This window comes from Janthinobacterium sp. GW822-FHT07H11, assembly GCF_058798615.1.
In genome coordinates, this window is record NZ_CM179507.1 from 4622897 (window position 1) to 4644517 (window position 21621).

Consider the following 21621-nt stretch of genomic DNA (forward strand, 5'->3'; position numbering starts at 1 on the left):
ATGCGCCCCTCACGCCTGCTGCAGCACGGGACGCATCTGCCGTCCGTCGCCCTGCTCTTCGGCCAGGCGCGTGGCAAATTCGTCGACGAAGACGGCCATGTCGGCGACGATGGCGTCCGAACGCGACGACAGCCAGTTGTAGCCGAACAGCGCGGGAATCGCCACGCCCAGGCCGGCAGCCGTACACAGCAGCGCCGCCGCCATGCCCGGCGCCACCGAGTTGATGTCCACGGCGCCGGCCATGGCCGCCACGACGAACACCAGCATGATGCCGATCACGGTGCCGAACAGGCCGACATACGGCGCGCCTTCGATGGTGGTCGAGAGCCAGATCATGCGTTTCGACATGCGCTCGCTTTCGCGCACCATCACGCCATCCATGGCGGCGCGGATGGCGCCGATGGTGGCGTTCGAGACGGCGTTCAGGTCGTAGCCGCGGTCGTGGCGGCGGCGCATCTCGTCGATGGCCACGTCATACAAACGCCACAGCGAGGAATCCGTCTTCACGGCGGTGCTCAGCTTGCCGTTGCGCGCCAGGTGGTCGAGCGGCGCGCCGGCCGCTTCGTGGAACGACTGCATGAATTGCGCATTGGCGCGCGCGATGGCGCCATAGCTGCGGCCCTTGCCGATCATGATGATCCACGACAAGACCATCATCAGGCCCAGCACGCCGACGACGATCCAGGCGTCGAGCGGCATGGCGGCGATGATGAAGCCGAAGTGGCTCTTGCCGGCCTGCTGTTCGTCGGCGCCAAACACGGCCAGGCGCGATTCGGAGCCTTGCGAGACGGCGTCGGCCAGCAGCAGCGCGTCGGGACGGGCCGTGCGCGACAGGCGCAGCTCGTCGATGGCGCCCGTGAAGGCGGCCAGGCCGGCGGCGGTGTTGACGTCGGCGCCCACCGAGGCGGCCGTGGCGAACGCCGGCAGGGCGGTGGCCAGCGAGACGGCCGGACGGCCGCCCACGTACAGGGCCACGTTGGCCTTGTCGGCCTTGACGGCCAGGTGCGACCATTGCGCGGCCTGGATCGGCTGGCCCGGCTTGCTGCGCTGGCCATTCACCTGCACGAAGGGCACGCCCTGGTCCACGCCGATCAGCAATTCACTGGCGCCGTCGCGGCGCGCATACAGCACTTGCTGCGCGCCCAGGCTGTCCGGGCGTACCCAGGCCGAGAAGGTGAACGGCGCGCCGGCGGCCAGGGCCAGCGATGGCGAGGCCGGCAGCGTCAAAGGTGCCGTGCCCAGGCGGGCGCCGGCGCCGATGACGGAACCGTCGAGTGCCGGCACGGCCGTCTGGGCGTGGTTGCCATAGGCGGTGCTGTCGCGCGACGGCACGCCCGGTTCGCTGAAGTGGTACACCAGGCTGTAGTCGGGATCGAAGGTGCGCTGGCCGTTGCCGGAAGCGGGCGCCTTCGGGTTGCCGTAGTACATCCACAGCTGCTGCGGCTTGCCGGCCGTCAGGGCGGGCACGTCGACCCAGATCAGGGCGATGCCCAAGAGCGGGTTGAACTGCTCGATCTGGTGGTTCAGGACGGTCTTGTCGTCGCCGGCCACGAAGCGCAAATCGGCGCCGCTGTCGCTGACGCCCTCGAAGTTGAAATTACCCGAATGCAAGCGCAGCAGGACGGGAATGCGGCCGGGATCGCCGCCCACGGCGCCGGCCTTCGGGCCGGCATCGACGGTGACGGGCTTGCGGTAGGCCCAGTCGGGCTGCCACCAGGCATGCGCCAGGCCGGGAACGAGCGTGCCCAGGATCGTGAGCAGGAATAATAAACGTTGCATGACAGTGATTCTCCGAATTAAAGTCTAGAAAAGTGCGGTGCTGGTGAGCTGGCCCGTCAGTAGCTGGCCGACAGGTTGAAATTGATGCGGCGCACGTGTTTGTGCGTGCGCGGGCCCTCGCGCAGCGGATACGACACATCGACGCGGCCACTCAGGTAGCGCAGGAACTGGAAGCTGCTGCCCACGCCCACCGAGGCCAGGCCGAACAGGTCTTTCTGCTCGATCATCGGATCGCGCAGGCGCAGGCGCGCGCCATCGGCAAACGCATACAGGCGCCAGTTTTCCAGGCGGCTGAAATACGTCAGCTGCGGCGTGCGCCATTCGACGCTGCCCGACACGCCGTAGTCGCCCGTGGCCTCGGCCGACAGGTAGCCGCGCACGGAGTTGGCGCCGCCGGCGGCCATCTGCTCGCCCGACACCAGCGCCGCGTCGGCCAGCTGGCCCGACATGCGCCCATGCAGCTGCGCGCCGCTGCCCAGCGTATACGTGGCGTTGGCGTCGCCCTTGAGCACCAGGAAGCTGGGCGAGGCCTTGTAGCGCTTGTCATCGTAGGCGGCGCTGTTGCTGCCGTAGCCGAACGAGGCGCGCGTGCCGGCCACCAGCGACAGGCCCAGGCCGTAGGTCGCCGCCTCCGTCTGCGCAAAGCCGTTGTACGACACGCTCAGGGGCACGTACTTGAGCGGAATAGTGCTGCCCGTGCCATTGAGCTTGAGCGCTTCCTGGTTATCCTTGAAGTCGATGCCGGCGGAAAAGCTGTGCCACCAGATGCCGCTGTTGGGCACCGTGTAATTGAGCTTCATGCCCAGCGCATGGCCCTTGCCCAGCACGCTGGTGCCGCCCGTGCTGGCGACGTTGCTGTTCGATTTATAGCCGTTCGCTTCCACGCTCCAGCCCTGCGTGCCGATCGGCGCCACGTACGAGGCGGACCACACGCGGGTCTGGTTCAGGTCGCCCGGCGTGCCGAAGAAGCTGAGGGTGGCGCTGTGCCCGAGCTGCCACAGGTTGTCGTGGCCGAGCGACATACTGCTGCGCAACTTCTTGGTGTCGGCGCTGTAATCGTTGTTCAGGCCCACGCTGGCGCGCCAGGGGCTGCTGTCGTCCACTTTCAAGTCCACGTCCATGGTGCCGGGCAGGCTGCCCTGCTTGACCAGCGGCATGACCTGGCGCTTGGGACCGCGGTTCAGCGCCGTCAGTTCGACTTGCGCCTGGGTAAAGTCGGGCACCGTGCCCTCCGTCAGGGCCGGCACCTGGCGGCGCACGTCGAGCGGCGAGTTGTATTGCGCGCCGACCACGCGCAGGCGGCCCACCTTGGTTTCGCTCACCTGCAGCACCACCACGCCCTGCTCCACCTGCTGCTCGGGCAAGTCGACGTAGACGGACTGGTAGCCCCGGGCTTGATAGGCCGCAACGAGGGCGTCGCGCGCCCCTTCGACGTCCTTCAGGGTGCGGCCCGGTCCCAGGAAGGGCGAGACGGCCTCTTCGATGGTGCGCGCGTCGAGCACGGTATTGCCGCGCACCAGGTATTCCTCGATGGCGACTTGCCGTTCCGGCGCGGCCACGGCAGCGGCCGCCGGCAGCGCGTCCTGCGCGCGCGCCATGCCGGGCAGCGCCAGCATGGCCAGGCACAGCAGGCTCAAGGCGGTCGCGGGCGCCTGCGGCGCGCCGTTCCCTCGTTTCTTCATCTCACGCATATTCCATTCACCTCAAATTCAAACGGTTGCCCTGTCGTGCGGCGCTGGGCCGGCGTATCTCGCAACGGCTGTCTGTTGCCGCATTGCCCTACCTAGACGGTCGAGGCGGGTTCCGCCTGTCATATGTCATCAAATGTTCATAAATCTCCGGCGCCAGCGCTCAAGCAAGCCGAGACGCGACACCGGGCCCGCGTGCCGCCATGTGCTGTTCATCGACGAGGGACGACAGGACTGCCCAATGCTGAACTGATCGGGTCTTGCTTCGATATGGAGGGAATACTGGCGCGCAGGATGCACGGCATTTGATGGGTGCCCCCAGGCGACCGCCAGAATGGCGCAATGGTGCCGGCGCGCTTTGGCGCATCCGGGTTGCTTGGCCGCTTCAGCATATTGACGGCGGCCGGCAAGCCGTGGGCCTGGCGGCGGCATGAAGAACGAGCTGGCGTACAGGCAAAAAAATAGCCCACTCGAAAGTGGGCTATTTTTTTCATCTGGAGGCGAGGACGGGAATCGAACCCGTCTAAACGGCTTTGCAGGCCGCTGCATAACCTCTTTGCTACCTCGCCAGAGGAACTGCTTGGATGCGCCTTGCGGCCCACCTTGAAAACTGGAGCGGGAGAAGAGTCTCGAACTCTCGACCTCAACCTTGGCAAGGTTGCGCTCTACCAACTGAGCTACTCCCGCATTGGAGCTTGTTTACCGCCTGATCACGCCGCATGACTGCGTTGCGGCGGATAAAAAAAGGAAGCCAGCTGAGCTTCCCTTTAGAATTCTGGAGCGGGAGAAGAGTCTCGAACTCTCGACCTCAACCTTGGCAAGGTTGCGCTCTACCAACTGAGCTACTCCCGCATTGGAGCTTCTATTTTCTGCTACTGCCATCTTGCTGTACTGCACCAGCGTTCGCTGGAGCGGGAGAAGAGTCTCGAACTCTCGACCTCAACCTTGGCAAGGTTGCGCTCTACCAACTGAGCTACTCCCGCATACGAACCGCTATTTTACTGCTTTTTACTACCGTTTACCAGTGCTGCTTTACTGCTGATCCAGTGTTCACTGGAGCGGGAGAAGAGTCTCGAACTCTCGACCTCAACCTTGGCAAGGTTGCGCTCTACCAACTGAGCTACTCCCGCAGTGGACAACATTGTATCAGAAGCTCTACTACATCGCCAGTACTACTTTTGACTGCATTTGCTGTTTTTACCTATGACACGATCCAGAAAACTGGAGCGGGAGAAGAGTCTCGAACTCTCGACCTCAACCTTGGCAAGGTTGCGCTCTACCAACTGAGCTACTCCCGCGTCATCAACAACAGGCCAGCATTATAGAGGGATTACAGGGGCTGTCAACGGGCAATATCTGGTCTTTTGCAAAATATTCCGCATAAAGCCGCCGGTTGCCCAATCCCTGAGCAATTAATGGAGATTGCCGGCCTTTTCCTTGATCAGCGGCCATGCCAGGCGCAAGTAATAGAACATCGACCACACCGTCAGCACGCAAGCGATCCACAGCAGCTTCTCGCCCCACACATGGGTGTCGATCGCGCCGAAGATCACTTCGTGGTACAGCAGCAAGGGAATGGCCGTCATCTGCGCGGCCGTCTTGATCTTGCCGATCGAGCTGACGGCCACCGATTTCGACGCGCCGATTTGCGCCATCCATTCGCGCAAGGCGGAAATGGTGATTTCGCGGCCGATGATGATGAAGGCCAGCACGGCATTGACACGGTCCAGCTGCACCAGCACCAGCAAGGCGCCCGCCACCATCAGCTTGTCGGCCACGGGGTCGAGGAAGGCGCCAAAGGCCGAGGTCTGGTTCCAGCGCCGCGCGAGGAAGCCGTCGAACCAGTCGGTCACGGCGGCAACAATGAAGACCAGGGTGGCAACCAGGTTCTGGTCGCCGTGCAGCAGCATCGACGGCGGCAGGTAAAACACGCCGACGACAAGCGGGATCAGGGCCACGCGCAGCCAGGTCAGAAGGATGGGAATATTAAAAGGCATAGGAAAGCAATCGGCCGACGGGTAAATTGAACATGAAGAAAGCGTGAAGAAAGCGCCACTAGTCTACATGGCCCCGGGGTATTAGCCTAGTCCGGTTGCGGCGGCGCCGGACCAGGCCTGCATTCATCAATGCAACTGCTTGTAAATCTCTTCCGCCAGTTGCGTGGAAATCCCCTCCACCGACATCAGGTCCTCGACGCTGGCGTCGACCACGCCGCGCAAGCCGCCAAAGCGCGACAGCAGTTTCTGGCGGCGCTTGGCGCCGATTCCTTCGATCTCTTCCAGGCGCGACGTCTGGCGCGTCTTGGCCCGCTTGGCGCGCATGCCGGTAATCGCAAAGCGGTGCGCCTCGTCGCGGATCTGCGCGATCAGCATCAGGGCCGCCGATTCCTTGCCCAGCTCCTGCGCCGGACGGCCGTCGACGAACAGCAGCGTTTCCAGGCCCACCCTGCGCCCTTCCCCCTTGGCCACGCCGACGATCAGGCTGATATCGAGTCCCAGCTCGGCAAACACCTGGCGCGCCATTTCGATCTGGCCCTTGCCACCGTCGATCAGTACCACGTCGGGCATCACGCCGTCGCCATTGGCCACCTTTTCATAACGGCGCATCAAGACCTGGCGCATGGCCGCGTAATCGTCGCCGGGCGTGATATCGTTGATGTTATAGCGCCGGTATTCGCCGTTCTGCATGGCGTGGTGGTGGAATACGACGCACGAGGCCTGCGTCGCCTCGCCCTGCGTGTGGCTGATGTCGAAACACTCGACGCGCAGGCTGTCGAGGTCTTCCGTTTCCAGGCGCAGGGCCTCGGCCAGCGCCCGCGTGCGCGACTGCTGCGAGCCCTGCTCGGACAACAATCGGGCCAGCGAAATCTCGGCGCCCTTTTGCGCCATCTCAAGCCACTGGCGGCGCTGTCCCTGCGGCTGGAAGATCAGGTTGATGCGGTGGCCGCACTGCTCCATCAGCGCCACCATCAGGGCCGGCTGGTCGAATTCGATGTTCAGGATCAGGGTGCCGGGTATGAATTTTTCCGTGTAGTGCTGGGCCAGGAAGGCGGCCAGCACTTCCACCTCGATCGGCTCTTCGGCAATCGCCGCCGCGTCGCTGAGCTGGCTGGGGAAATACGCGCGGTCGCCCAGGTGGCGCCCGCCCCGCACCATGGCCAGGTTGACGCAGGCGCGCCCGCCCTGCACCAGCACGGCGATGATATCGACGTCGGCGTCGCCCGTCGTTTCCATGCTCTGCTGGTGCAGCACGCGCGACAGCGAGGCGATCTGGTTGCGCACCACCACGGCCTGCTCGAATTTCAGCTCGGCGGCAAATGCGTGCATCTTCTTTTCCAGGTCGGCCATCACTTCGCTCTGGCGCCCGCGCAGGAAGCGCGCCGCGTTTTCCACGTCGTTTTTATAGTCTTCCTTGCTGATCAGGCCCACGCACGGCGCGCTGCAGCGGCCGATCTGGTGCAGCAGGCAGGGCCGCGTGCGGTTGGCGTACACGCTGTCCTCGCAGGTGCGGATCAAAAACACCTTTTGCAGGATCTGCATCGATTCCTTGACGGCCCAGGAACTGGGGAACGGCCCGAAATACTGGTTTTTCTTGTCCACCGCACCCCGGTAATACACCATGCGCGGCGCGTCGCCATTCGTGATCTTCAGATACGGATACGATTTATCATCGCGGAACAGGATGTTGTAGCGCGGCTGCAGCGCCTTGATCAGGTTGTTTTCCAGGATCAGCGCTTCCGCCTCGCTGTGCGTGACGGTCGTTTCCAGGCGCGCAATGCGCTCGACCATCATGGCGATGCGGGGGCTGGCCAGGTTTTTCTGGAAATAGCTGGACACGCGCTTTTTCAGGTCGCGCGCCTTGCCGACGTACAACACCTTGTCGGCGGCGTCGAAATAGCGGTACACGCCGGGCAAATTCGGCAGCTTGGCAACGGTGGCCAGCACCTGCGCGCGCGGGTCGGGTAGCGTTTCCGCCAAGGAAGGTTCTGGGCTTGCTTCGGTCATTGCTGGCTCATTCTTGCGCTGCTTGCTCCACGATCACGAACGCGACCGCATACTCTTCTTCATCGCTGATCGTCACTTGCGCGCTCAGCCGGTTTTTTTCCATGAAGTCCGCCAGCACGCCGCTGCAGACGATCATCGGCTTGCCGCTGCGGTGGTTCAGCATCTGCGCGGCGGGCCAGGTCATCGGCATGCGCAAGCCCAGGCCGATGGCCTTGGAAAACGCCTCCTTGGCCGCAAAACGGGTGGCCAGGAAGCGCACGCCGCGCACGGCGTTCTTGGCGCTGCGGGCGCGGAATTTCTCCAGCTCCTGCGGCCCCAGTATCTTTTTGGCGAAACGCTCGCCATGACGCGCCAGGGCCGCCTCGATGCGCGGAATCTTGCAGATATCGGTGCCGATGCCGTAGATCATGCAGCCTCCTTGCTGTCCATGATCAAGCCCGGTGACCGAGGCGCGTGGCCACCATGATGGCCTTCATTTCGCGCACGGCGTTTTCCCAGCCGACAAACACGGCATGGGCGACGATGGCGTGGCCGATGTTCAATTCGGAAATTTCCGGAATGGCGGCGATCGCCTGCACATTGGTGTAATGCAAGCCGTGGCCCGCATTGACCTTCAAGCCGCGCCCCACGCCGAACAGCACGCCCGCCTTGATGCGCGCCAGCTCCGCCAGCTGCTCCGCGCCTGCCGTATCGGCATAGCGGCCCGTGTGCAGCTCGATCACGGGCGCACCGAGCTCGGCGGCGGCGGCGATCTGTTGCTCGTCCGCATCGATGAACAGGCTCACGCGGATGCCCTCGCCCTGCAATTGTTTAACGGCCGCCTGCACTTCCTTGAAGTAGCGCACCACGTCCAGGCCGCCCTCGGTCGTCACTTCCGTGCGTTTTTCCGGCACCAGGCAGACGTCGGCCGGGCGGATGCGGCAGGCGAAGTCGAGCATTTCCTGCGTCACGGCCGCTTCCAGGTTCATGCGCGTCATCAGTTGCGGCGCGATGGCGATCACGTCCGCATCCTTGATGTGGCGGCGGTCTTCGCGCAAATGCAGGGTGATGGCGTCGGCGCCCGCCTGTTCGGCCAGGATGGCCGCGCGCAGCGGGTCCGGATAGGCGGTGCCGCGCGCATTGCGCAGGGTGGCCACGTGGTCGATATTGACGCCCAGGTCGATGACGGGGCCGGAAGGCTGCAAAAAGCTCATAAGGTGGTATCCGTAAAGTGCTGAAATCTCGATTACAGCTGCATTAAGTCGATCAGTATCTGGCGCGTGTTCAAGGTGGCGCCCCCCAGTTGATGGGCCAGCAAAAAGCGCATCAGCAGCTTGCTTTGCGCCTGCGTGGCCACGTCACAATAATCTTCGCGCTCCATGTCGAGCAGGGTCTTGCCCGTGATCTTCGGCCAGGCATCGGCGGCGCGCGCCGGGCGCGGTCCCCGTTCCGGATCGACCACGTACACCTGCCCCGCTTCGACGGCTTGGCGCGTGCCCGTGCAGCGCGTCAGGTCGGCCGCCACGCCCGTTTCCTTGAGCAGCGCGCGCTCGAATTTGCGCAGCACGATGGGCGGCGGCTCATTGTGCGCCAGTTGATTCAAGGTGGCAACGTAGTGGTCGAACAGGACGGGATGCGGATCGTCGCGCGCCAGCAGTTTCACCAGCAATTCGTTCAGGTAAAAGCCGCACAGCAGGGCGGTCTTTTCCAGCGGCAACATGCCGCCCACCCATTCGGCACCGGTGAGGATGCGCAGCTCGGATTTGCCCGTCCAGCCCGCCTGCAGCGGCTGGAACGTCTGCAGCACGCCGCGCAACTGCGAATGGGGCCGCTTGGCGCCCTTGGCGACGAGCGCGATGCGGCCGTATTCGCGCGTAAACACGTCGACGATGAGGCTGGTTTCTTTATGTGGATAGCTGTGCAGCACGAAAGCCGGCTGGCCCGTGATGCGGCCGTCGCGCGCGGGCGGACGGCTGCGCCGGGGTGCGGCGGACGCGGGCGCTGCGGAAGGTGCGGCCGGCGGCGCGATGGCCGCCGGCGCGGGGACGGGTGCGGATGCAGCAGATGAAGCTGGCGCAGGATCGTGCTGCGCTGGCGTGGTGGTGCTCATGCGTGTGGCGTCGCCCCCGGGTTGCGGATTACTCGTAGCCGTAGGCGCGCAAGCCCGCCTCGTTGTCGGCCCAGCCCGACTTGACCTTGACCCAGATTTCCAGGTACACGGGGCCGCCGAACAGCTTTTCCATATCCAGGCGGGCCTGGGTGGAGACTTCCTTCAGGCGCGCGCCCTTGTTGCCGATGATCATGGATTTATGCGTATCGCGCTCGACCAGGATGGCGGCGAAGACGCGCCGCAGATCGCCTTCCTGCTCGAATTTCTCGATCAGCACGGTGCTCGTGTACGGCAGTTCGTCGCCGACAAAGCGGAACAGTTTTTCGCGCACGATTTCCGAGGCGAGGAATTTCTCGCTGCGGTCCGTGATGTCGTCCGGGCCAAAGATGGGCTGGTTTTCCGGCAAGAAACGCTTGATCTCGTTCTGCAAGCCTTCCAGCTGGAAGTGCAGCTTGGCGGAGACGGGCACGATGGCGGCGAAGTCGCGCATGGCGGCGATCTTTTGCGCAAACGGCAGCAACACAGCCTTGTCCTTGACGCGGTCGGACTTGTTGATGACGAGGATGCACGGCACTTCCTTCGGCAGCAGGTCCATCACTTGCTGGTCGGCCGGGCCGAAGGTGCCCGCCTCGATCACGTACAAAATCACGTCCGAGGAAATCAGGGTGTTCGTCACCGTCTTGTTGAGCGTCTTGTTCAGCGCGTTCGAATGGCGCGTCTGGAAGCCCGGCGTGTCGACGTAGATGAATTGCGCGTCCGGCACCGTCTGGATGCCCGTGATACGGTGGCGCGTGGTTTGCGCCTTGCGCGAAGTGATGCTGACCTTCGCGCCGATCAGCACGTTCATCAGGGTCGATTTGCCCACGTTGGGGCGGCCCACGATGGCGATATAGCCACAGCGGAAGTTGTCGGGCATTTTGGTGGCTGTCATGCTAGTGTCGATTCTGTGTAGTGTGAGCGGCGATCGCCGGGGCCGCGGGGGCTTGCGCGTCGTCGCTCTGGATGGTGGCAATGCCGGCCAGCTTGAGCTGGGCGGCGCGCGGTTTGGGCTTGCGGCTGGCGGCAGGCGACTTCAACAGTGCCTGCTCGGCCACGTCCAGCGCCAGTTTGGCGGCGGCTTGCTCACCGGCGCGGCGGCTTCCGCCACGGCCGTAGACCTGGATGTTCAATTTCGGCACCAGGCATTCGATCTCGAATTCCTGGCTGTGGGCGGCGCCGTGGGTGGCCACCACATTGTACTGTGGCAGCGAAATTTTCTTGCTTTGCAAAAACTCCTGCAGCAGGGTCTTGGCATCCTTGCCCAGGGTTTGCGGATCGACCGAGTCGAGGATGGGAATGTAGAAGGCGCGGATCACCGTGCTGGCCGCGTCGAAACCCGTGTCGAGAAAAATGGCGCCCAGCAAGGCTTCCAGGGTGTCGGCGAGGATGGATGGACGGCGGAAGCCACCCGATTTCAGCTCGCCTTCGCCCAGGCGCAAAAATTGCGACAATTCCAGCTTTTGCGCGATCTCGTACAGCGACTGCTGCTTGACCAGGTTGGCGCGCAGGCGCGACAAATCGCCCTCGTCGATGCTCTTGAAACGCTCGTACAGGATGGACGCGACCACGCAGTTGAGGATGGAGTCGCCGAGGAATTCCAGCCGCTCGTTATGCAAACTGCTGTGGCTACGGTGCGTCAAGGCTTGCTGCAACAGGCCAGCATCCTGGAACGTATAGCCTAGACGGGTTTGCAATAGCTGAAGATTCATTGTTGTTTCTGTATCATCTGATTGATTCGGCTGGCCGCCGCGCGGGGAATCGGCGCGGCAGCCAGGGGCGGTCCATTACAGACCAGGCCGGCTTAGTGTATGCCGCCCACTCTTTTCGGATTGCTGAAGTTCATCCACACCAGGAAAGCCTTGCCGACGATGTTCTCGTTCGGCACGAAGCCCCAGTAGCGGCTGTCCGCGCTATTGTCGCGGTTGTCGCCCATCATGAAGTAGTTGCCTGCCGGTACCACGCAAGTGAAACCGTCTTCGTTGTAGTCGCAGGCATCCTTGTGCGGGAAATCCTTGACTTCGCGCAAGTTCAGGGTCGGCGCCGGATCGTCATTGAGGATGCGGTGGCTCACGCCCGTCAGGTTTTCTTCCAGCTGCTTGTGGTAGATGGTGCTTTCATCGTCCAGGTAGTCGTCCAGCGGCGTGTAGGCCACTTCCTTGCCGTTGACCGTGAGGCGCTTGTTTTCATAGCTGATTTTATCACCGGGCACGCCGATCACGCGCTTGATGTAGTCTTGCGACATATCTTTCGGATACTTGAAGACCATCACGTCGCCGCGCTGCGGATCGTTGACTTCGATGATGCGCTTGTTGACGATGGGCAAACGAATGCCATAGGTGAACTTGTTGACCAGGATCAAATCACCGACCAGCAAGGTCGGCACCATCGAGCTCGACGGGATCTTGAACGGCTCGTACAAAAACGAACGCAGGCAGAACACGAGCGCGATGACGGGGAAGAAGCTGCCCGAATACTCGACCCAGGTCGGCTGGCGCAACAGGGCCGCCTCGATGGCGGCGCGGCTGCCGCCCGCGTCGGACTTGATGCCCTCGGCGGCCAGCTTGGACTGGCGCGCATCGAAGTCAGCCAGGGCACGGTCGGCCGCCTTGCGGCGCTGCTTGGACAGATAGAACACATCCAGGCACCAGACCAGGCCCGTCAGCACCATCAGCACGAACAGGATTAAAGCGAAATTTCCTAAGATCACTTGCAGGTTCATCGATTAACCATCCACTTGTAAAATTGCCAGGAATGCTTCTTGCGGGATCTCCACGGAACCCACCTGCTTCATGCGTTTCTTGCCCGCTTTTTGTTTTTCCAGCAATTTTTTCTTGCGGCTGATGTCGCCGCCATAGCACTTCGCCAGCACGTTCTTGCGCAAGGCTTTCACGTTTTCGCGCGAAATGATGTTGGCGCCGATGGTCGCCTGAATCGCCACGTCGAACATCTGGCGCGGGATCAGTTCGCGCATCTTGGCGGCCACCTGGCGGCCGCGGTACTGGCTGTTCGAACGGTGGACGATGATGGCCAGCGCATCGACTTTTTCGCTGTTGATCAGCATGTCGACCTTGACCACGTCGGCCGCGCGGTATTCCTTGAACTCGTAATCCATCGAGGCATAGCCGCGCGACGTCGATTTCAGGCGGTCGAAGAAGTCCAGCACGATCTCGGCCATCGGCATTTCGTAGACCAGCTTGACCTGGCGACCGTGGTAGCTCATGTCCATCTGGATGCCGCGCTTGCCGATACACAGGGTGATCACGGAGCCCACGTATTCCTGCGGCATGTACAGATTGACCGTGACGATAGGCTCGCGCACTTCCTCGATGCGCGACGGATCGGGCATCTTCGACGGATTGTCGACATTGATCATGGTGCCGTCGCGCTGTATCACTTCGTACACCACGGTAGGCGCCGTGGTGATCAGGTCCATGTCGAATTCGCGCTCGAGGCGTTCCTGCACGATTTCCATGTGCAGCAAGCCCAGGAAGCCGCAGCGGAAGCCGAAGCCCAGCGCCTGCGACACTTCCGGCTCGTACATCAGGGCCGCGTCGTTCAGTTTCAGCTTTTCCAGCGAGTCGCGCAGCGCGTCGTACTGGTTCGCCTCGACGGGGAACAGGCCGGCGAACACTTGCGGCTGCACTTCCTTGAAGCCAGGCAATGGCGCGGCGGCAGGACGGCTGACCAGGGTGACGGTATCGCCCACTTTCGCCGCTTTCAATTCCTTGATGCCGGCGATGATGAAGCCCACCTGGCCTGCCGACAATTGCGGCAACGACTGCGAACGGGGCGAAAACACGCCGATGTCTTCCACCAGCTGCACCGAATCGGTGGCCATCAGGCGGATCTTGTCCTTCGGTTTCAGGGTACCGTTGACCACGCGCACCAGCATGACCACGCCCACATAGGCGTCATACCAGGAGTCGACGATCAGCGCCTGCAGCGGCGCATCGGGATCGCCCTTCGGCGGCGGCACCTTGACGATCAGCTGCTCGAGCACGTCGAGCACGCCGAAACCCGTCTTGGCCGAGCAATGCACGGCGTCGGTGGCATCGATGCCGATCACATCCTCGATCTCGGCGATGGCGTTTGGCGGGTCCGCATTCGGCAAGTCGATCTTGTTCAGCACGGGCACCACTTCCACGCCCAGGTCCAGCGCCGTGTAGCAGTTGGCCACCGTTTGCGCTTCCACGCCTTGCGATGCATCAACGACCAGCAGCGCGCCTTCGCAGGCGGACAGCGAGCGCGACACTTCATAGCTGAAGTCGACGTGCCCCGGGGTATCGATCAGGTTCAGGTTGTAGATCTGGCCGTCGCGCGCCTTGTAGTGCAGGGCCGCCGTTTGCGCCTTGATGGTAATGCCGCGCTCGCGCTCCAGATCCATCGAATCGAGCACCTGCGCCTCCATCTCGCGGTCGGACAAGCCGCCACACAATTGAATGATGCGGTCCGCCAGGGTCGATTTACCGTGGTCAATATGGGCGATGATGGAGAAGTTGCGTATGTTGTTCATTAACTAATATATGTGCGAGTGACGACACTGCTTAACAGGAATCAAGGGGATCATGCTCGGGCCAAGCCGGGCCAAAACCGGGCACCCCACTCATGATGAAAAAAGCGCTCCGAGCAGGACATCTGCATGCCCAAGCGAGCGCTTTTGAAGCGACAGAAGCTGCTGCCTCGGACAGGAGCTTTTTTCGACCTCCCCATTTTACCGGATTTCAGAGCGGAAAGCCCGTCTTTCAGAGGCTGCCTCCGGGCCAACGATGCAATTTTGCCTGTTTTTAGCACCGGAATGGTGCGGTGCAGTGTCAATCTTGCTGTTTTTGCCATTCCAGCCGGCGCCGCACGGCGGCTTCGTCGAGAAAATAATGGCATAGCTCGGGTTGGGCCAGGTCGCCGAACAGCACCGGCACCAGCTCGTCGAAGCGGGCCAGCAAGCTCGCATCGGGCGACGCATCGATATCGATCACGTCCACCGTAAACGGTTTGCCAAGCGGCTGCAACAGGAGCAAGGCGTCGAGCATGTCCTGGCATAAATGGCAGTAACTGCGGGAATAGAGAGTGAAATGCATGGCGGGCAGGATACCGCATCCCGGCTGTGGCCGGAATGCGGGATGATCACATTTTACTTCGCCGACGGACGCAGTGAGACGAACTGGGCCACGTCGCCACGGCGCACCAGCACGGCCGAGGGCTTCTTCGGATCGAGCCTGGCCACCAGCGCATTGAACTGCTTGGCATCCTTCACGGCCACATTGTTCAGCTGCAAGATCACATCGCCAGGCTGCAGGCCCGCCATGGCGGCCACGCCGTCGGCATCATCCACCTGCACGCCCGCGTCGATCTTCAATTCCTGCTTCTTCGCGGCCGGCACGTCGCTGACCTTCAGGCCCAGTGCGTTGACGGCCTGCGCTTCCGGCTCCTTGGCGCCCTTCCTGGCCGTCTTCTCGCCTTCCAGTTCGACCACGGTGACGGGAATATCCTGCTGCGCCCCCTTGCGCCAGACGGTGACGGTGGCCTTGCCATTGACGGGAGCGCCACCGACCAGGCGCGGCAGGTCGGAAGAGCGCTCGATCGGCAAGCCATTGAATTTCACGATGATGTCGCCCGGCTTGATGCCCGCCTTGTCGGCCGGACCGCCCGCCTCCACCATCGACACTTGCGCGCCCTTGGCATTCGGCAAGCCCAGCGATTCGGCCACTTCCTTGCTCACTTCGCCGATCTGCACGCCGATACGGCCGCGCACGACCTTGCCCGTCTTCTTCAACTGCTCGCCCACGCGCATGGCTTCATCGATGGGCACGGCAAACGAAATGCCATTGTAGGCGCCGGACAAGGTGGCGATCTGCGAGTTGATGCCGATCACCTCGCCGCGCATATTGATCAGCGGGCCGCCCGAATTGCCGGGATTGACGGCCACGTCGCTCTGGATCAGCGGCAGGTAGTCGCCCGTGTCGCGCGACTTGGCGGAAATGATGCCGGCCGTCACCGTATTTTCCAGGTTGAACGGCGAACCGATGGCGATCACCCATTCGCCCACGCGGATCTTGTTCGAGTCGCCGATGGTCAGGCGCGGCAGGTTGCCGCCCTCGATCTTCAGCAGCGCCACGTCGGTGCGCGCATCGGCGCCGATCACCTTGGCCTTGAATTCGCGCTTGTCCGTCAGGGTCACATACACCTCATCGGCGCCATCGACCACGTGCGCATTGCTCAGCACATAGCCATCGGCCGAGATGATGAAGCCGGAACCGACGCCGCGCTGCACCTCCTGCTCCTGCGGCGCGGAACGGCGGCCGCGCGGGGCCTGCTGGCGCGGCGTCGGCATGGCGCCGCCAAAGAAGCGGCGCAGGAATTCCTGCATTTCCTGCTCGTCCTGGCCGCCCATGCCGGGGCCGCCCATCTTCAGGCGCTCGGTGGTGCGGATATTCACGACGGCCGGGCCGACGGCGTCGACCAGGTCCGAAAAATCAGGCAGTTTCACGGTTGCCACGGCAGCATGCGCCTGCGGCGCGAGACCCAGCATGGCGGGGGCAAAGAAAACGCCGGCAGTACCGAACAATAAGGCGGAAAGCGTCTTTACTGAAATCGTCTTGCTGGCGGCACACATGGTTTTTTTCATGGAAAGGATCTTTTCGAATATTAAAACGGATCAGGCGATTGCCTGCGTGGCTGATTCGCCTTCATCATGGCATGCCGGGGGCAAACACACCGGGCAGCACGCATGGCAAACCATACAACAATATATCGCAAAAGCAAGATATTGCCTGTTCATAGTGTCAATCGTGCAGAAGGCCAGTGTCAAGAGGCGCAGGCCGGCATTAAGCCCCGCGTAAGCCTGGCGCGCGGGGCCAGGTCCACCCTAGCGCTGCTGCGCCACGGGCACCGCGTCGAGCGGCTCGGCCGCGCCCGGCTGCACGAGCGGAGCGGCCCCCGGTGTCGGCAGCAGTGCGGGAACATGCTGCGCCTCGACCTCGAGGCGGCTGGCCAGCCGGGCCTCGAAGTGCGGTCCCAGTTCATGGCCGCACTGGCCCGAGCGCAAGGCATCGCCGATGCGGTGATAGAGATCCCACGCCTGCCGGCCCGAGTCCGTATCGAGGGCAGCAAAGGCCAGTTCGAGTTCGCTGGCCGCCAGTTCGCCATCGAGCAAGGCGGATATATTTTCGTGCAACCCCGTGTGCGTGTCCATGATAGACCCTGCCATTTCAAGAAAATCGGTGCGAAAACCGAGCGCAGCCATGCCAACCCCATACTCATCACATTACCAGCGCTTGTCAATCGGCATGTCCAACAAAGGCCTCAATTTTTCCGCGATCACTTCGCGCGCCCGGAAAATGCGGCTGCGCACGGTGCCGATGGGGCACGCCATGATCTCCGATATTTCTTCATAGCTCAGCCCCTCGATTTCGCGCAACACGATGGCCGTGCGCAACTCGATGGGCAGCACATCCATGGCCGCATTGACGGTCGCGGCGATCTGCTTGCTGGCCAGCACGGATTCGGGGGTATTGTTATCGCGTAATTTAGTGCCGTCATCGAAGGACTCCGCCTGCTCGGCATCGGCGTCGCTGGACGTGGCGGCGCGGCGGCCCTGGGTAACGAGGTGGTTCTTGGCCGTATTGATGCCGATGCGGTATAACCACGTATAAAAGGCGGCATCGCCACGGAAGTGCCGCAGCGCCCTGTACGCCTTGATAAAGGTTTCTTGCACCACATCTTCGGCCTCCGCCGGGTCATGCACCAGGCGCGACACAAGACGCATCAAGCGACGCTGATACTTCGATACCAGTACGTCAAACGCCCGCTTGTCGCCGGCCTGCACCCGCTCGACCAGTAGCTGGTCATACTCGCGCTCTGTCCTCACGCCCAATGTCCCTGTAGTCATGCAGCGTGGGCGCCTGTATGGATATAGAGTTGGCCCGCTGCAAGAAGTTCAGTGTTCGCCCCACTTTTATTCTTCCCTCTGCCGTACCGCAATGGCGCGGCAAGCCACCGCCAGTGGCCGGAAAGCCGGACAAGCGCCGCGCCCCCGCTGCACCAGCACGGTGGCGCGCCGCCCTGCTGCGTCTGCCAGGCACAGCACCAGCAGGTCCGGCCACAAGGTGGACCCCGGCAGCAGGCGCAGCACGGGCAACGCCCCATCCCTGCCATGTTCCGCGCCATGTTCCAGATATACCGTCAGGCGCAACTGGCCAACCGGCGAAATATCAAGGAGCAGCGGCTTTCTGCGCAGGCGCAGCAAAGCGAGCAAAAACAGCCCGCCGGCCGCACTGCACAGTGCGCCAAGCGCGCCCAGTGCATGGCCGCCCACGGCCATGCCAGGCAGTGCTGGCGCGCTGCCGATGCCCGACAATGGCCAGGCGGCCAACAGCGCGCACAGGCCCAGGCAAGCTTGCAGCAAACGCAAACAGACAGGCGTGCGGACGACAGCCGATACCGCGATCGACATACGCATCACTCAATGGGAAAAACTTCAGGCGCGCCGGCACCATGCCGGGCAAATTCAGGCGCCAACGAACGTTGGCGCCGAATCAGCGCTCACTACGGTTGGACCGCAGCGAGCGCTTGAAAGTTCCTGCTTATTTCGCTTTACCGAAAATCAGCGTGCCATTCGTCCCGCCGAAGCCGAACGAATTTTTCACTGCATAATCGATCTTCATATCACGCGCCGTGTTGGCACAGAAATCGAGATCGCAAGCGGGATCCTGGTTGAAGATGTTGATGGTCGGCGGCGACACCTGATGGTGCAATGCCAGGACCGTAAACACCGCTTCCAGACCGCCCGCGCCGCCCAGCAAATGGCCCGTCATCGACTTGGTCGAGTTGACGACCAGATTCTTGGCATGCTCGCCGAAGGTGCGCTTGATGCCCATCACTTCCGCCACGTCGCCTTGCGGGGTCGACGTGCCGTGCGCGTTCAGGTATTGAATCTGATCCGCGTTCAAGCCGGCGTTGTTGAGGGCCGCGATCACCGATTTGCTGCCGCCGCTGCCATCTTCCAGCGGCGAGGTCATGTGATAAGCATCTGCGCTCATCCCGAAACCATGCACTTCGGCATAGATCTTGGCGCCACGGGCCACCGCGTGCTCGTAGTCTTCCAGCACCATCACGCCAGCGCCCTCGCCCAGCACGAAGCCGTCGCGGTCGGCATCCCACGGACGCGATGCCGTTGCCGGATCGTCGTTGCGGGTCGACAAGGCGCGTGCCGAGGCGAAACCGCCCAGGCCCAGCGGCGACACGGTCGATTCGGCACCGCCGGCGATCATGACGTCGGCATCGCCGTACTCGATCATGCGCGCTGCCGCGCCGATACTGTGCAAGCCGGTGGTACACGCCGTGACGATCGCCAGGTTCGGGCCCTTCAGACCATATTTGATCGAAAGGTTGCCAGAGATCATGTTAATGATCGAGGCAGGCACGAAAAAGGGCGAAATACGGCGCGGACCGCGCTTTTCGTACTCGGACTTGGTTTCCTCGATCAGCGGCAAGCCACCGATACCGGAACCGATGATGACGCCGATGCGCTCGGCGTTTTCCTCGGTCACTTCCAGGCCGGAGTCCTGCATCGCCTGGATGCCCGCAGCCATGCCGTAATGGATAAAGGTATCCATATGGCGGGCTTCCTTACCGGAGATATACTCTTCGATATTGAAGCCTTTGACTTCACCGGCAAAATGCGTGGTGAATGGCTGTGCATCGAACTTGGTAATCGTGGCAATGCCGGATTTACCTTCGACGATTGCGCCCCACGCCTCGGCAATAGTATTGCCGACAGGTGAAACGCAGCCCAGGCCGGTTACAACAACACGACGGTTTTTAGAACGGCTCAAGCGATTCTCCTGAAGTCGGTCAGACAGGCTTAGGCCTTGACGTGTGCAGTGGCGTAGTCGATCGCCTGTTGCACGGTGGTGATTTTCTCAGCTTGTTCGTCAGGGATTTCCATTTCGAATTCATCTTCCAGGGCCATGACCAGTTCCACGGTGTCCAGGGAATCGGCGCCCAGGTCGTCGACGAAGGAGGATTCGATTTTGATGTCTGCTTCTGCAACGCCCAGTTGCTCAGCGACGATTTTCTTAACGCGTTGTTCGATATCCGACATGTTATGGCTCCAAAGTGTGTGTTACGGAAAGTGCGCGCATTTTATCAGGTTTGCGCGTCCGAATACTAATTTCGGTGTCTGCTGCTAATTCGACCGAAGCTGCTGCTAAAAGATGCGATTATAGACAAAAACGACCGTTGAATCATGCCACAAACGCCCGCCCGGTCTAGCGTTCACATCAATTCATGTACATGCCGCCGTTCACGTGCAGGGTCGTGCCCGTGATATACGCCGCCTGCGGCGAGGCCAGAAAGGCCACCGCCGCTGCCACGTCTTCCGGCTTGCCCAGGCGCGACAGGGGAATTTGCGTCAACAGCGCCGCGTGCTGCTCTGCGCTCAGGGCCTTGGTCATGTCGGTATCGATGAAGCCCGGGGCGATGCAGTTCACGGTGATGTTGCGGCTGCCGATCTCGCGCGCCAGCGCGCGGCTCATGCCTTCCACGCCGGCCTTGGCCGCCGCGTAGTTCATCTGCCCCGGATTGCCCGACGACGCCACCACGGACGTGATGTTAATGATACGCCCAGTTTTGGCTTTCATCATGCCGCGCAGGACCGCGCGCGACAGGCGGCCCACGGCCGACAGGTTGGTCGAAATCACGCTATCCCATTCCTCGTCCTTCATGCGCATGGCCAGCTGGTCTTGCGTGATGCCCGCATTGTTGACCAGGATGGACAGGCTGCCATAGGCTTTCTGCACTTCATCGACGACTTGCGCGCAACGCGCCGCATCGGTGACGTTCAGTACCAGGCCCTTGCCCGCCACGCCTTCGGCGGCCAGGTAATCGGTGATCGCTTGCGCGCCGCTTTCCGAGGTGGCGGTGCCGACCACGGTGGCGCCCTGCTTGCCCAGTTCGGTGGCGATGGCGCGGCCGATGCCGCGCGAGGCGCCCGTGACCAGCACGACTTGATTTGCTAAATTCATGAGTATCCTTAAAGATGGCTGACGGCAGCCGCCACTGCACTGCCGTTTGCTGTTTACTTGAGCTGCGTCAAAATGCGTTCCAGCGAGGCCTGGTCGACGATGGCGTCGCCCACCAGTACGGGATCGATGCGCTTGGCCAGGCCCATCAGGACCTTGCCCGGGCCGCACTCGATCACTTGCGTGATGCCGTCGGCCGCGACTTTTTGCATGGTTTCCACCCAGCGCACGGGGCTGGCGGCCTGGCGCACGAGCGCGTCCTTGATGCCGGCCGGGTCATTGACGATGGCCACGTCGACGTTGTTGATCAGGGCGATCTGCGGCGCGGCGAACGTCAGGCCGGCCATGTACTCGCGCAGGCGGTCCGAGGCCGGCTTCAGCAGCGACGAGTGGAACGGCGCCGAAACGGGCAGCTTCATGGCGCGCTTGGCGCCCTTGGCCTTGGCCAGTTCGCAGGCGCGCTCGACGGCAGCCGTGTGGCCGGCGATGACTACTTGTGCCGGCGCATTGAAATTGACGGGCTCGACCACCAGGGCCGGGTTTTCCGCCGCCGCTTCCGCACAGGCGGCACGCACGTCGTCGTCCGACAGGCCCAGCACGACAGCCATCGTGCCCTGCCCTACCGGCACGGCTTCCTGCATCGCTTGCGCGCGGAAACGCACGAGCGGCACGGCATCCTTGAACGAGATGACGCCGGCGGCGACCAGCGCCGAGTATTCACCGAGGCTATGGCCGGCCACGACCGTCGGCACGGGGCCGCCGGCCGCCAGCCAGGCGCGGTAAAAGGCCACGGCCGCCGTCAGCATCACCGGTTGCGTGTTGGTGGTCAGGTCCAGCTCTTCCTTCGGACCTTCGGCGATCAGCTTGCCCAGGTCGAATTGCAGGGCGTCCGACGCTTCGGCGACAGTCTGCGCCACCACGGGATTGCCGGCGAAGCCGTCGAGCATCGCAATCGCTTGCGAGCCTTGGCCTGGGAAAACAAATGCAAATTGTGTCATGTCGAC

Annotated in this window: 21 protein-coding genes and 6 tRNA genes; 1 reads left to right on the forward strand and 26 read right to left on the reverse strand. The window is 62.6% G+C overall.

Annotated elements, in window-relative coordinates; translation table 11 throughout:
- Positions 1 to 9: 9 nt before the first annotated feature.
- The 19 genes from AC3RCJ_RS20285 to AC3RCJ_RS20375 form a co-directional block, all read right to left on the reverse strand.
- Complete coding sequence (locus AC3RCJ_RS20285; RefSeq protein WP_492965065.1) at positions 10 to 1779, reverse strand: DUF2341 domain-containing protein; 1770 nt, start codon at positions 1777 to 1779, stop codon at positions 10 to 12.
- 56 nt (positions 1780 to 1835) lie between these two features.
- Complete coding sequence (locus AC3RCJ_RS20290; protein WP_492965067.1) at positions 1836 to 3461, reverse strand: ShlB/FhaC/HecB family hemolysin secretion/activation protein; 1626 nt, start codon at positions 3459 to 3461, stop codon at positions 1836 to 1838.
- Positions 3462 to 3962: 501 nt separating this feature from the next.
- A tRNA-Cys gene (locus AC3RCJ_RS20295) sits at positions 3963 to 4036 on the reverse strand.
- A 42-nt stretch (positions 4037 to 4078) separates the two neighbouring features.
- Positions 4079 to 4154: transfer RNA gene (locus AC3RCJ_RS20300), tRNA-Gly, on the reverse strand.
- 89 nt (positions 4155 to 4243) lie between these two features.
- Positions 4244 to 4319, reverse strand: a tRNA-Gly gene (locus tag AC3RCJ_RS20305).
- A 55-nt stretch (positions 4320 to 4374) separates the two neighbouring features.
- A tRNA-Gly gene (locus AC3RCJ_RS20310) sits at positions 4375 to 4450 on the reverse strand.
- Positions 4451 to 4521: 71 nt separating this feature from the next.
- Positions 4522 to 4597: transfer RNA gene (locus AC3RCJ_RS20315), tRNA-Gly, on the reverse strand.
- 92 nt (positions 4598 to 4689) lie between these two features.
- A tRNA-Gly gene (locus AC3RCJ_RS20320) sits at positions 4690 to 4765 on the reverse strand.
- A 114-nt stretch (positions 4766 to 4879) separates the two neighbouring features.
- Entirely contained in the window at positions 4880 to 5464 is a 585-nt protein-coding gene (gene pgsA / locus AC3RCJ_RS20325; protein ID WP_034749601.1) for a CDP-diacylglycerol--glycerol-3-phosphate 3-phosphatidyltransferase, read from the reverse strand.
- 126 nt (positions 5465 to 5590) lie between these two features.
- The gene (uvrC, locus tag AC3RCJ_RS20330; protein ID WP_492964300.1) at positions 5591 to 7471 is read right to left on the reverse strand and encodes an excinuclease ABC subunit UvrC; all 1881 of its coding nucleotides are present in this window, start codon (positions 7469 to 7471) and stop codon (positions 5591 to 5593) included.
- 7 nt (positions 7472 to 7478) lie between these two features.
- On the reverse strand, positions 7479 to 7880 hold the full coding sequence (acpS, locus tag AC3RCJ_RS20335) for a holo-ACP synthase (RefSeq protein WP_492964301.1): 402 nt from the start codon (positions 7878 to 7880) through the stop codon (positions 7479 to 7481).
- Between the two features lie 22 nt (positions 7881 to 7902).
- Positions 7903 to 8664, reverse strand: coding sequence for a pyridoxine 5'-phosphate synthase (gene pdxJ, locus AC3RCJ_RS20340; RefSeq protein WP_492964302.1), 762 nt, complete (start codon positions 8662 to 8664; stop codon positions 7903 to 7905).
- Positions 8665 to 8696: 32 nt separating this feature from the next.
- Entirely contained in the window at positions 8697 to 9560 is an 864-nt protein-coding gene (recO, locus tag AC3RCJ_RS20345) for a DNA repair protein RecO (RefSeq protein ID WP_492965070.1), read from the reverse strand.
- Positions 9561 to 9588: 28 nt separating this feature from the next.
- Positions 9589 to 10491: a GTPase Era gene (era, locus tag AC3RCJ_RS20350; RefSeq protein WP_034749612.1), complete on the reverse strand. Its 903-nt coding sequence runs from the start codon at positions 10489 to 10491 to the stop codon at positions 9589 to 9591.
- A gap of 1 nt (position 10492) precedes the next feature.
- A complete protein-coding gene (gene rnc / locus AC3RCJ_RS20355; protein ID WP_492964304.1) occupies positions 10493 to 11308 on the reverse strand; it encodes a ribonuclease III in 816 nt (271 codons plus the stop codon).
- A 92-nt stretch (positions 11309 to 11400) separates the two neighbouring features.
- Positions 11401 to 12318, reverse strand: a complete 918-nt coding sequence (gene lepB / locus AC3RCJ_RS20360) for a signal peptidase I (RefSeq protein WP_492964305.1) — start codon at positions 12316 to 12318, stop codon at positions 11401 to 11403.
- A 3-nt stretch (positions 12319 to 12321) separates the two neighbouring features.
- Positions 12322 to 14112: a translation elongation factor 4 gene (lepA, locus tag AC3RCJ_RS20365; RefSeq protein WP_492964306.1), complete on the reverse strand. Its 1791-nt coding sequence runs from the start codon at positions 14110 to 14112 to the stop codon at positions 12322 to 12324.
- Positions 14113 to 14410: 298 nt separating this feature from the next.
- Positions 14411 to 14674: a glutaredoxin family protein gene (locus AC3RCJ_RS20370; RefSeq protein ID WP_492964307.1), complete on the reverse strand. Its 264-nt coding sequence runs from the start codon at positions 14672 to 14674 to the stop codon at positions 14411 to 14413.
- 53 nt (positions 14675 to 14727) lie between these two features.
- Positions 14728 to 16221 carry a DegQ family serine endoprotease gene (locus tag AC3RCJ_RS20375; protein ID WP_492964308.1) on the reverse strand — a complete coding sequence of 498 codons (1494 nt, stop codon included), beginning with the start codon at positions 16219 to 16221 and terminating at the stop codon, positions 14728 to 14730.
- Between AC3RCJ_RS20375 and AC3RCJ_RS20380 the strand changes: the two genes are divergently transcribed.
- Complete coding sequence (locus AC3RCJ_RS20380) at positions 16124 to 16435, forward strand: hypothetical protein (protein WP_492964333.1); 312 nt, start codon at positions 16124 to 16126, stop codon at positions 16433 to 16435. The two genes, AC3RCJ_RS20375 and AC3RCJ_RS20380, sit on opposite strands and share 98 nt — an antisense overlap.
- A gap of 26 nt (positions 16436 to 16461) precedes the next feature.
- On the opposite strand, the gene AC3RCJ_RS20385 is transcribed toward AC3RCJ_RS20380, so the two are convergent.
- The 7 genes from AC3RCJ_RS20385 to fabD all read right to left on the reverse strand — a co-directional run bounded on the left by AC3RCJ_RS20385 (position 16462) and on the right by fabD (position 21615).
- Positions 16462 to 16788, reverse strand: coding sequence for a sigma-E factor negative regulatory protein (locus AC3RCJ_RS20385; RefSeq protein ID WP_492964309.1), 327 nt, complete (start codon positions 16786 to 16788; stop codon positions 16462 to 16464).
- Between the two features lie 72 nt (positions 16789 to 16860).
- Positions 16861 to 17484 (reverse strand): RNA polymerase sigma factor RpoE, encoded by a 624-nt coding sequence (gene rpoE, locus AC3RCJ_RS20390; RefSeq protein WP_492964310.1) that lies wholly within the window; start codon positions 17482 to 17484, stop codon positions 16861 to 16863.
- 66 nt (positions 17485 to 17550) lie between these two features.
- Positions 17551 to 18048: a hypothetical protein gene (locus AC3RCJ_RS20395; protein ID WP_492964311.1), complete on the reverse strand. Its 498-nt coding sequence runs from the start codon at positions 18046 to 18048 to the stop codon at positions 17551 to 17553.
- Between the two features lie 130 nt (positions 18049 to 18178).
- Complete coding sequence (fabF, locus tag AC3RCJ_RS20400) at positions 18179 to 19429, reverse strand: beta-ketoacyl-ACP synthase II (protein WP_492964312.1); 1251 nt, start codon at positions 19427 to 19429, stop codon at positions 18179 to 18181.
- A 29-nt stretch (positions 19430 to 19458) separates the two neighbouring features.
- Positions 19459 to 19698 carry an acyl carrier protein gene (acpP, locus tag AC3RCJ_RS20405; RefSeq protein ID WP_008449912.1) on the reverse strand — a complete coding sequence of 80 codons (240 nt, stop codon included), beginning with the start codon at positions 19696 to 19698 and terminating at the stop codon, positions 19459 to 19461.
- 178 nt (positions 19699 to 19876) lie between these two features.
- On the reverse strand, positions 19877 to 20620 hold the full coding sequence (gene fabG, locus AC3RCJ_RS20410; protein WP_492964313.1) for a 3-oxoacyl-ACP reductase FabG: 744 nt from the start codon (positions 20618 to 20620) through the stop codon (positions 19877 to 19879).
- A 53-nt stretch (positions 20621 to 20673) separates the two neighbouring features.
- Entirely contained in the window at positions 20674 to 21615 is a 942-nt protein-coding gene (gene fabD, locus AC3RCJ_RS20415) for an ACP S-malonyltransferase (RefSeq protein ID WP_492964314.1), read from the reverse strand.
- Positions 21616 to 21621 lie beyond the last annotated feature (6 nt).